2 protein-coding genes are annotated in these 1,229 nt (G+C 51.1%); both read left to right on the forward strand.

The features are described from left to right. The coding region (locus G614_RS0124055; RefSeq protein WP_027643894.1) for an IS256 family transposase at positions 1-963 on the forward strand (963 nt) is incomplete at its 5' end. A 69-nt stretch (positions 964-1,032) separates the two neighbouring features. Then, positions 1,033-1,229 (forward strand): hypothetical protein (locus G614_RS0124060; RefSeq protein ID WP_027643895.1); only part of this gene is annotated, 197 nt, incomplete at its 3' end.

Genomic DNA, 1,229 nt, shown 5'->3' on the forward strand with positions numbered 1-1,229 from the left:
CCCCAGGACAGGAAGTCGACGTTTGAGCCACAGGTAGTAAAAAAGCGGCAAAAGGATATCTCCAGTATCGACCAGAAGATCATCTCCATGTATGCAAAAGGCATGACCACCAGCCAGATATCCGACACGCTGATGGATATCTATGGGTTCGAGGCTTCTGAGGGTTTCATTTCGGATGTGACGGACAAGCTTCTTCCACAGATCGAAGACTGGCAGAACCGCCCGCTGGAGGAGGTTTACCCGGTAGTCTATATTGACGCAATCCATTATTCTGTCCGGGAGAACGGAGTGATCCGCAAGCTTGCCGCCTATGTCATCCTTGGCCTCACGCTGGAAGGGAAAAAGGAAGTTTTAAGTATACAAATCGGGGAAAATGAGAGTTCCAAGTACTGGCTCTCTGTCCTGAATGAGCTGAAGAACCGCGGAGTGAAAGATATCCTCATCCTCTGCTCAGACGGACTCACGGGCATTAAGGAGGCCATATCGGCAGCATTCCCGAAGACGGAACAACAGCGCTGCATCGTGCATATGGTACGCAACACACTCAAATATGTCTCTGACAAAGACCGGAAAGCATTCTCCACAGATCTGAAAACTATCTACCACGCTGCGAACGAGGAGAAAGCCCTGGAGGCGCTGGAGAAGGTGACAGAAAAGTGGACGCCGAAATATCCGAATTCTATGAAGCGCTGGCACGACAACTGGGATGTAGTCTCGCCGATCTTTAAGTTCTCAATGGAGGTGCGAAAGGTGATCTACACGACCAACGCCATAGAGAGCCTCAATTCCACCTACCGCAAGCTCAACCGCCAGAGGAGCGTATTCCCCGGCAGCACAGCGCTTCTGAAGGCATTGTATCTGGCGACCTTTGAGGCCACGAAGAAATGGACAATGCCCATCCGCAACTGGGGGCAGGTTTACGGGGAACTGTCGATCATGTATGAAGGCCGACTGCCGGAATAAGTACACACAGGCATAGGTGTACACCTATGCCCGGATGTAGGTGTACACCTATCCGGAAAGGAGTCATCCATGTATGGATTTTCAAAATATGAGGCGCAGGGAAGGTATGATGAGTGGAATACCACACAGGTCAAGCTGAAACTGAACAACAAGACAGATGCCGATATCCTTGCTTGGATCAGGAAGCAGAAATACAGCCGGGATACCTCCGTACAGGGAGCCATTAAATCCCTGATACGGGCGGATATCGCCGGGAGCCAGGCTGA

Source organism: [Clostridium] clostridioforme AGR2157 (genome assembly GCF_000424325.1).
GTDB lineage: Bacteria > Bacillota > Clostridia > Lachnospirales > Lachnospiraceae > Enterocloster > Enterocloster clostridioformis_A.